The organism is Corallococcus praedator (genome assembly GCF_003612125.1).
Classification (GTDB): domain Bacteria; phylum Myxococcota; class Myxococcia; order Myxococcales; family Myxococcaceae; genus Corallococcus; species Corallococcus praedator.
Window position 1 is genome coordinate 19,929 of record NZ_RAWI01000081.1, and the last position, 9,180, is coordinate 29,108.

Here is a 9,180-nt window from a genome sequence, read left to right on the forward strand (position 1 = left end):
TCTCACAGGGACGTGAGCACGCTCCGGGCGAGCGCGTCCACTTCCTCGGGGATGGCGTGGACGCGCAGTCCGGTCCGCTGCTCCAGCCGCTGCCGCGCGGCCTCCAGCACCTCGTCCCGGACGCCCAGGAACCACGTCTCCGTCCACCGGCTGCCCAGCAGCTTGCGCCCGCCCATCATCGCCAGGCCCACCACCGTGCAGGGCACTTCGTGCTCCCGGGCCAGCGTCTCCAGATATTCGCGCGTCGCGAGCACGTCCTCCGGCTTCGTGTCCACCGACACGGTGAGCACGATGAGCCGGGGCAGAAACGTCTCGTAGATCATCGTGGAGGCGTTGGCCCGTCGGTCCGCGCCGGCCGGGGAGTAGAGCAGCCCGTTCTGCCCGCCGGTGATGACCACGTCGCAGTCCCGGGCCAGGTCCGCCATGAGCCGCCGCTCGAAGGCGAGGCGCGGCTCGGCCTCCACGCGCAGCACGCGCGAGTAGCCGGTGTCCGCGCCCAGCAGGATGCCCGTGGGCTCCGTGGCGTGGTGGCGCACGCGCACGTGCTTCGCCAGCGCCTCGCGCAGGTAGACCTGGGTGCTGAACTTGCCCTGCACCGTGTCCGTGCCGAAGACGCCCAGCAGGTTGCGCGGCCGGTAGTCCACCGGGCCCGGGTGCGCGAGCGCGTCCTGCTCCGGCACCGCCACGCGGTGGAAGAGCGAGGGGTCCGGCTCCAGTCCATCGAAGAGGTCGTAGTAGAGGATGTCGTCGTACAGCGACACCACCGGCAGCCGCTTGCGCGTGGCCACTTCGAGCAGCGCCCGGACGTGCGGCACCTCGGACTCGAAGTTGAGCGAGCAGGTGAAGACCACCGCGTCGAAGTCCTGCCGCGGAATCTCCGCGGGGTCGCTGCACACCGGCACGGACAGCGCCCCAGCCTGGATGTACGCGCCCGCGTCGGTGAGCGACACGGTGTCGTCGAACACGATGGACGCGGGCGCCACGCTCTTCTCGCGGAAGCGCAGGAGCGCGTAGCCCTCCTTGTTGTACTTGAAGACCGCGGTCCGCTTGCCGCCGAGCACCTTCGTCACCTGCTCGCGCGTGTACATGTGCTGGCTGCGCAGCGTGGGGGCCTGGAGGATGGGCAGCCGCTGGTCGCCCTCCCAGATCTCCGCCAGCTTCCGGTACAGCACCTCCGGGTCGTACTTGGGATAGGTGCGCGTGTCCTGCGCGATGAGCAGCGGCACGCCGTAGTCCGGCATCTGGAAGGTGTATTCGTGCTCGGAGCCTTCCACGCGCAGCGCGTAGCGGGCCTGCGGATGCAGCAGGAAGTACTGGAAGCAGACACGCAGCCCCGCGACGTCGACCACCTCCGGGTCCAGCGTGATCTCCCGCCGCGCGTCCGGCGAGCCCTGGCGCGACAGCCGGCGCAGCAGGAACGGCGGCGGCGCTTCCGCCCCCGGCTTCCCCACGTGGACAAGCACGCACTTGAACGGATCCACCGGGAAGGCGGTAAGCAATTCGGGCGTGAAGGCCGGCAGCCGCGAGACGACGTCCGCGTAGCGCTGGAGGAACAGCGTGCGCGCGCGCTCCCGCTGCGTGGGGTCCGGCATCATGAACAGCAGGTCGCTGCCGCTGAAGACCTCGAAGCGGCGCCACGTCTCGCGCGTCTCCGCGTCCACCGGCGCGGGGAGCTGCGCCTCCACCAGCTTGATGAGCCCGAACATCCAGCAGTTGCCCGGCGTCAGCCAGTGCTCGCTGTAGAAGTCCCGGCCCCACGTCGAATAGTAGAGCCGGGGCAGCGAAGGAGGCGGCGGCGGCACGGGCGCGGCGACAGTCACCTCCTGGGGCAGCTTCGGCTGCATCACGCCGTCGAGCCACTCGATGCCTTCGTGCCACCAGTGGCCGAACAGCTCCGTGTCGAAGGCCAGCACGAACGTCTGTCCGTCCTGCACGAGCGAGCGGCGCGACTCCAACAGGTCCCAGAACGCGCGCACGTGCTTTGGCACCTGCGCGCGGGCGGCCTCCAGGTCGTAGAGGCCCTTCTCGCCCAGCCCCACCTGCTGGCCGGTCACCGCGTGGTACTTGAGGCCCGTCCACACGTGCCCGCGCTTGTGCGAAGGCACGGGCACGCCCAGCTCGTCGAAGTACTCGGGCCGGACATCGAAGCCCACGTCGCGGAAGAACTCGCGGTAGACGGGATGGGCCGGGAAGGTGGCGTCGGGCGACTTCCACAGGTGCAGCCCGATGCGGTAGTCGTGGACGAGCACCTCCAGGTCCTCGTGACGGAACACGCCGCTCGGGTCCTGGGGCTGCGAAGCGCCAATGCCATTCAAGCTGAGCGCGGTGCGGCGGATGCCGTGGCGCGTGAGCACTCGCTCAACTCCGGGCTGGAAGGCGCACTCGGGCAGCCAGAAGCCGTCCGGCTCGCGGCCAAACACTTCCTGGAAGGACTCCACGCCGCGCGCCACCAGCCGGTCCGCGGTGGCGGGCTCGAAGAAGGGCAGGAAGTTGTGCTGGGGCGAGGACGTCCACAGCTGCACGCCGGGCAGCCGCGAGCGCCCCAACCGCGCGAACACGTCGCGCAGGCTGTGCTCCTTGAGGAACGCCAGGCTGTCCTCCACGCGCCGCAGGTACATGCCCGCGGTGCGGTGGATCCGCGACAGCGCCTCTTCGGAGAGCGACTGCGGGAACTTCTCGGAGCGGTTGTAGAGGTCCAGCCGCGACGTGCGCTCCAGCTCGCGCGTGGCGATGCGCCCGAGCAGGTGCAGGTAGCCCGTGTAGCGCTCCTCGCAGGCGAGGAGCTGATCCACGAGGCACGGGGTGAAGGACATCACCAGCGTGCCGGCGAAGCGCCGGGAGTCCCAGCGCTCCAACATCCGGAACAGCGGAAGGTACGTCTCCGTCAGCGCTTCGAAGAGCCAGTTCTCCGGCTCATCGAAGAGGGGCCCCGTGCCCAACACCTGCGGCATGTGGGTGTTGAGGATCAGCGTGAGGCTGGGATTCATGGAGGGGCCGCGAGACGGAAGAGAAGCATGAGGCTGAAGGCTAGCGGCAGTCCTCGTAGGGGGACGTGGCGCCATCCTCCGAGCACACCCGGTGGGCCGGGTTGAACAGGTCCTGCCACACCGTGCCCGGCCCCGACGCGACGAGCGTGTACGTGGTGGAGGAGAAGTTCGACGTGGAGAAGCCCATGACGTCCGGGCCGCCGTTCACCGTCTCCAGCAGTTCCGAGACATCCTTGCGCGTGTAACGCATTGAAGAGACTCCAGGAGATGAGGGGGGTTTTCGCGAAGCAAGGGAAGCGTAGGAAAGGACCTGGGAGGGGACAAGGCAGGGAATGCGGGTGGGCATGGCCCCCGACACTTCCCGCGCTCCGGATGCGCGGCCCATGCTCCGGGTCCTGTTCAGCACGCGCAGGCAGTGATGAAGGAGCAGCTCCCGTCCCCATTCAGTAGGTGCCCCAGCGCGAAGGCAGGGGCGCGCTCCACTGTGTCGCCATTCCGGGCGTCGCCAGCGGGGTGGTGCCGACGATGCGCATGACGCTGGAGTCCGCGTCCAGGTCGGACCAGTTCGCCGCGATGTTGCGGCAGTAGCGGTCCTTCGCGAGTCCCGTCTCCATGTTGTGGATGCAGGAGGTGGAATCCCAGACCCGATCCGCTTGCAGGCGCTGGACCGCGGCGACCGTTTCGTCGGGCATGACACCGGAGGCCCTGACGAAGGGCACGCCATCCACGGGCGAGCCATCCGCCGCGAGCAGTTCGAAGACCTTGCCGGAGTAGCTGAGCGAGCCCGGCAGGCTGAAGTCCCAGGCCTTCGCGGTGAAGGGCGCGGTCTGACCACAGGAGGCCGGTGCTCCGGGTGCATCGGTGCAGTCGCCCCCGAGGTGGAGCACCAGCACGGCCCCTGTCTCCACCGTGTAGCCCTGGGGGAAGGTGAAGCTGAAGTCGGCGTTGGTCAGCTCCAGGAGCGAGATGCCGCCCAGCGTCCCGCCGGTGACGGCCGCCAGTTCGATGAGATCCTGCGGGTGTGAAGGGTTGATCTCGGTGATGCGCAACGAGGCTTCCGCGACGGTCGTGCCGCCGTCCGTGCCCGCGTCGACCTGACCGGCGTCCGTGCCCGCATCCGTGTGTCCCGCGTCCGCGCCCGCGTCGCTCTGACCGGCGTCCGTGCCCGCGTCGCTCACCCCTGCGTCCGTGCCCGCGTCCGTCGGACCCGCGTCCTGCGCGGGGGCCTGAACACAGAGCTCGTCGACACAGACGATGTCCGGCCCACGGGCCGCGCAGTCGCGGTCCTCCGTGCACTCGGGATCCGCTGGGCATCCGGCGAGGAGCGGGAGCAGGGCTGCGAACATCGGGACGGTACGCGGACGGAACATGGAAGGACCTTGGACCCGGAGGACTGAGAAGGGCACTTGTATAGCTGGCACCTCTGTCATGGCGGGGGCTCTTCACGGGTCCCGGGCCGCGCGTAGAATCCCGGCCATGAACCTCTTTCGTGGCCTCGCGCTGCTGGCAGGTGGGCTCGCGGCGCTCTCCGGATGCGCGACGCTCGATACGTCGAATCTGTCGCAGTCCTGTCGCAGCCAGTACAACGCGTGTCTCGACAGCTGCCAGCCATCCTCCCGGGCCGCCTTGCGGATTCCCCAGGACTCCGTGCAGGGCCAGTCGGTGGGTCGCACACCCGATACGCAGACGCCGGGGTGTGTGGACGAATGCAACCAGCAGGCGAAGACCTGCACCTGAAGGGGATGGGCGCATGCGACCGGAGCACTCCGAGACCCTGGACGGCTCGACGCCGGACATCACCCCGCTGGCGCCCGAGGTCGCAAGACTGCGGCCGTTGAGCGCCTTCACCCTGCTCGCGGGAGGCGATGTCTACGAGGCGCGCGAAGGCCGTCCGCCCGTGGAGGGACCCGCCCGCGCCCGCGCCTATGTGCAGGCGAAGTTGGAGTTCAAGACCTACGGCGCTCCCGCCGCGCAGGTGCAGCGGGTGCAGGAGGAGATTGCCCGGCAGATCTCCGGCAACCTCTCGATCATCTTCCGGCTGGAGGCCGCCCGGCCTGTCACGCTGGAGCTGATCCCTCCCGGCCACACCCTGGTGAAGTATGGCTATCCGAAGGCGGTGTCACCCCAGGCCGCGGGGTTGTTCTGGGACCGTCCGGACTGGCCCCGAGCGCGCATCGCCCTGCGGCAGGACCGGCTGGAGTCGGAGAAGTACCTCGTCTTCCATGAGATGGCGCACGCCATCCAGGGGCTGGCCTTCACGAAGGACGAGAACGAGCTCATGTACCGCACCGTGCTGCGCACGTATCGCAGCCGCGCGGCAGTGGACGAGGTGTTCGCCATCTACAGCGAACGCGAGTTCGTCACCGACGTCTCCGCCCACGACCTGCGCGCCCCGGGCGTGTACGGCATGGCCCGTCAGCGGTGGAACGAGGAGCACCTCTTCACCCGCTTCGTGCGAAACCTCTACTTCCCCTACAAGCCCCTGGCGGGCGGCAACGCGGGCTCGGCGACGTCGAGCTTCGGCTGACGCGGGCATCCCCCGGGGTGCGAAGCGTAATGCCGGTCAGGCTTCCTCGTCGGGGAGGAGCGTCCGGAGCATCTCGTCGTCTGGTCCGAGCGGACGCCAGCCAGGCAGTGGTGGATGGGCGAGGAGTGCATCGCTGGCCCGGTCAACCTGCGTCTTATGGGTCTCTGGGGTAAAGGAATACCAACCGGCGAGTGCGCGCGCGACCCTGAAACGGTTCGCGTCATCCATCACGGCCGGCCAACCCTTGGGGAGATGCGCGCACAGTTCGCGCACGAGTTGCCCGCGCACCAGACGTGTGACTCGATGGCTGCGCTCCGCTTCGGCGACCAGTCCGCTGAACACCTGCACCCCGGCGATGTCGTCCGGCCCCAGTTCCTCCGCCAGCGCTATCAGCGACGCGGTGGGGCGTGCTTCAACAAAGGCGGTGAGCGAGTCGTAGCCGCGCTCACGGACGCGCTCATACAGGCGGACCTTCCAGTTCCCCTGCCACGAACGCCCGTCGGTCATCGGCTGCCCCCCTGGGTGAACTTCATCGGGATGTCATAGAGCTTCATACGCTCCGCGACGATGTCCAGGACGTCATTCCGCGTCAACCTCCGGCCAACCACGGCCTCGGATCTCCGCAACTCCCCCATGATCATGCGGTTCCATTCGCCGGGCCAGGTGCGTCCCAGGCGCCAATTGCCACCTCCGTGAATCGCCTCGTGGTGTGCCTGCTCCAACCGGACACAGAACTGGTCGATGTTCATGTCCCCCGTGAAGCCGCGTTTCTCGAACCATGCCCGATGCTCGTCCGGCAGGACGTGGTGCTTCGGCGCATCGGACATGCCGGCTCCCGCCCTTCCGGTCTCGTGCATGCCGCGCACTTCAGGACCGTCCCCCAGCGCGTCGCGCACGCCCTTGGGCAGGTCGCGGTGCGCTTGCGCCATCATCACCTGCCCCGCATGGATCCGGACCGCGGCGCTGACCACCGGCACGGAGATGACGCCCGCCCGCACGAGCCGGCGCATCGTCTCCACCCACTCGGCGGAGACCACGACCCGCGAACCCATCATCACACCGCCCGAGCCCATCACGAGTCCCACGCCGAGCGTGACGGGCGCCGCGGGAGGGGGCCTGGGCAACATCACCTTCAGCGTGGAAACCATCGTGAGCATTTCGAGGAACTGCGCCGCAGCGATGACCCGCCCGGCCCGCTCCATCGCCACGCGCGCTCCGTCCTGGATGGATTGGAATTCACGGGTGAGTTGCCCCATCAACTCGGGCATCGCGGTCGCCGTGGCCTCCACCTGCCCTGGCTCCATCGACGCGAGCGCCTTCATGGCCGGCGCCATCCGCCGCTGCACACGGTCCAGGTCCACGAACAGCCGCTCCATCCCGTAGTAGGGGCACTCCTGGCGCACGACCTCCGCGAGGCGGAGGAAGTCGACCCATGCCGCGAGCAACGTGGCGCCGGACATCGCTGCCTGGAGACGGGGACCCGTCATCCGCAGGAGCCCCAGGGACATGTCCGCATCCGAAACCGCCCCGGCGGCCTCCGCGAGCGTGGTCGCATTCACCAGAGCGCCACGGAGCCACGGCAGTTGGCTGGAGCCGTAATCCGCATAGCGCGTGAAGACGCCGTCGCTCCCACCCAGGCCCCTCGTGTTCGCCGTGAGCGTGGGCAGCCCGTGGGTGATGCCGTCCAGCGAGCCCTTCACTTCGTTCAAGGCATCAAGGACCGCGAGACGGCTCAACGTGGCGTCAGGCTTTTCCCTTCCAAAGCCCTCCACCTCATCCGCTGGACGAGCGGCCGTCACGACGCCACGGCCACGCTTCTCAGCCGTCCGTTGTCTTTCGCTGGAAGCCTCCGACACGGAAGCGCGCTGCCGGAGCACGCGCGCGCCACCGCTCCGGGTGGACGTCTCGACTCCAGCGCAGCCCATGACAAGAAGGGCCAGGCACCACACCACGACCTTCGCGCGCATCATCCATCCTCCGGCGTCGCCAGAGGGTACACCGGGGGCACATACCGGCCCCCCGGCGAACGAGGTACCCCGCGCCTACTGAATCGCGAAGATGAGCGTCACCTTCGCCTGCACCGTCTGCTCTTCCGGATTGATGGGCGTGGTGGGCGCGGCGCGCGACTCGGCCATGTCCATGGCGAAGGTGGCCGGATACAGGCGCGGCGCTTCCGTCACCGTGCTCGCGTCCAACACCGCGCCCAGCTTCACGTTGAGCGCCGCTGCCAGCACCTCCGCCGACTTGCGCGCTCGCGCCACCGCCTGCCGCAACGCCTCACCCTGCACCGCGTCCTCTCGGCTCAACCCGAAGCGCACCGAGTCCACCCGGTTCGCCCCCGCCGCGAGCGCCTTGTCCAACAGCCCGCCCACCTTCGTCAGGTCCGTCACGTGGACGCTCACCAGGTTGCTCACCCGGTAGCCCTTGAGCTTCGGCTCCCCACCCTGCGGCGGCGGCGGCATGTATTCGGGATAGACGTTGTAGTTGCGCGTCTGGAGGTCGCGCTTCGCGAGGCCCGCGGACGTCAGCGCCGCCAGCACCTTCTCCATCCGCTTCGCGTTCTCCTCGCCCGCCGCCTTCGCGTTCGCCGCGGACGTCTCCACCGCCACGTCGATGAAGGCCTCGTCCGGCTGCGCCTTCACCTCTCCCGTGCCCTCCACGCGCAGCGTGCGCACCTGCGGATCAACGGGGGGACGCGCCTGGGGCGAACCGGGCGGCTGTGACTGCGCGGCGGCGGTGAAGCCCGCCAACACCACCAACGTCGACAACATCCTGCGTACCGTGGACATGGCGCCTCCTTCCAAAGGCCGGGGACCTCCCACGCCTCTAGCGCGAAAGCCCCTCATGCCTCCAGGACGGCCCGGGCCCGGCGGACATTCACCGGGCCCGTGACGTCCTGCGCCAGACGGTCGCTCAGTGCGGCAGCGACTCGCCCGCGGAGTCCATCGTCATGGCCGGCTCCGGCTTGCGCGCCGGACGCCGCGTGGCCTTGCGCACCTGCGTCTCCGCCTTGCGCCGCGCCGTGCGCAGCGCGTCCCGGCCCATGTCCATCACCGCCGACACCGCGCCCGCCAGCAGGTTGCCCGGCGGCGTATCCGGCGCGGCCGGGTGCGGGTGCGTGGGCGCCGCCCGCTTCGCCAGCTCCAGCGCCTCACCCACCTGCCGCAGCTCCTGCGGCTTGAAGGCCTTCTTCACCTCCGGGAACAGGTACTGCTCCTCCTCGGTGACGTGGGCGCGCACGTTCTCCATCAGCACGTGCACCTTCGCGTCGAAGCGCTCCGCGTCCGGCGCCATCGTGTCCAGCTCCGACAGCAGCCACTTCACGACGTGGTGCTCCTCCAGCGCGCGCAGCACGTCCGCGGAGAGGTCCTCCGCACGCGCCCGCACCGCCGGGTAGAAGACCTGCTCCTCGATGGCCGCGTGCACCGACAGCTCGCGCACGATGTCGTCCACCAGCTTGCGCTTGTGCGCCAGCGCGTGGTCGCCCGACTTCTCGAACTTGCGGAACAGCTGCTCCACCGTCTTGTGGTCCGCCTTCAGCAACATGATGGCATCCATCGGCCGTCTCCCTTCCTGCAACGGGGGCCCGCGCCTCCCCCTCCCGAATGCGCAGGAGTCCCTCTCCCTGGCGCAGCGCGGCACGTTCCGAATGGTGGGGATGAATTC

Annotated in this window: 9 protein-coding genes; 2 read left to right on the top strand and 7 right to left on the bottom strand. The window is 69.1% G+C overall.

Annotation, left to right across the window (positions count from 1 at the left end):
- Positions 1–2 precede the first annotated feature (2 nt).
- From D7Y13_RS13460 to D7Y13_RS13470, 3 genes are all read right to left on the bottom strand, one after another.
- Complete coding sequence (locus D7Y13_RS13460; RefSeq protein WP_158620393.1) at positions 3–2,987, bottom strand: polysaccharide deacetylase family protein; 2,985 nt, start codon at positions 2,985–2,987, stop codon at positions 3–5.
- A 40-nt stretch (positions 2,988–3,027) separates the two neighbouring features.
- Positions 3,028–3,237 (bottom strand): hypothetical protein, encoded by a 210-nt coding sequence (locus tag D7Y13_RS13465; RefSeq protein WP_120533582.1) that lies wholly within the window; start codon positions 3,235–3,237, stop codon positions 3,028–3,030.
- Between the two features lie 193 nt (positions 3,238–3,430).
- Complete coding sequence (locus D7Y13_RS13470) at positions 3,431–4,357, bottom strand: lipoprotein TP_1001-related protein (RefSeq protein ID WP_120584156.1); 927 nt, start codon at positions 4,355–4,357, stop codon at positions 3,431–3,433.
- A 106-nt stretch (positions 4,358–4,463) separates the two neighbouring features.
- On the opposite strand from D7Y13_RS13470, the gene D7Y13_RS13475 reads away from it, so the two are divergent.
- Both D7Y13_RS13475 and D7Y13_RS13480 read left to right on the top strand, forming a co-directional pair.
- Positions 4,464–4,724: a hypothetical protein gene (locus tag D7Y13_RS13475; protein WP_120533581.1), complete on the top strand. Its 261-nt coding sequence runs from the start codon at positions 4,464–4,466 to the stop codon at positions 4,722–4,724.
- Between the two features lie 13 nt (positions 4,725–4,737).
- Positions 4,738–5,514 carry a hypothetical protein gene (locus tag D7Y13_RS13480; protein WP_120584144.1) on the top strand — a complete coding sequence of 259 codons (777 nt, stop codon included), beginning with the start codon at positions 4,738–4,740 and terminating at the stop codon, positions 5,512–5,514.
- 36 nt (positions 5,515–5,550) lie between these two features.
- On the opposite strand, the gene D7Y13_RS13485 is transcribed toward D7Y13_RS13480, so the two are convergent.
- From D7Y13_RS13485 to D7Y13_RS13500, 4 genes are all read right to left on the bottom strand, one after another.
- Positions 5,551–6,021 carry an NUDIX hydrolase gene (locus tag D7Y13_RS13485; protein WP_120584143.1) on the bottom strand — a complete coding sequence of 157 codons (471 nt, stop codon included), beginning with the start codon at positions 6,019–6,021 and terminating at the stop codon, positions 5,551–5,553.
- Positions 6,018–7,214 carry a DUF2380 domain-containing protein gene (locus D7Y13_RS13490; protein ID WP_341870409.1) on the bottom strand — a complete coding sequence of 399 codons (1,197 nt, stop codon included), beginning with the start codon at positions 7,212–7,214 and terminating at the stop codon, positions 6,018–6,020. The genes D7Y13_RS13485 and D7Y13_RS13490 overlap by 4 nt, the downstream gene beginning before the upstream one ends.
- Positions 7,215–7,556: 342 nt before the next feature.
- Positions 7,557–8,303, bottom strand: coding sequence for an SIMPL domain-containing protein (locus D7Y13_RS13495; protein ID WP_120584142.1), 747 nt, complete (start codon positions 8,301–8,303; stop codon positions 7,557–7,559).
- Positions 8,304–8,427: 124 nt separating this feature from the next.
- The gene (locus D7Y13_RS13500) at positions 8,428–9,060 is read right to left on the bottom strand and encodes a hemerythrin domain-containing protein (RefSeq protein ID WP_233595629.1); all 633 of its coding nucleotides are present in this window, start codon (positions 9,058–9,060) and stop codon (positions 8,428–8,430) included.
- Between the last annotated feature and the right edge of the window lie 120 nt (positions 9,061–9,180).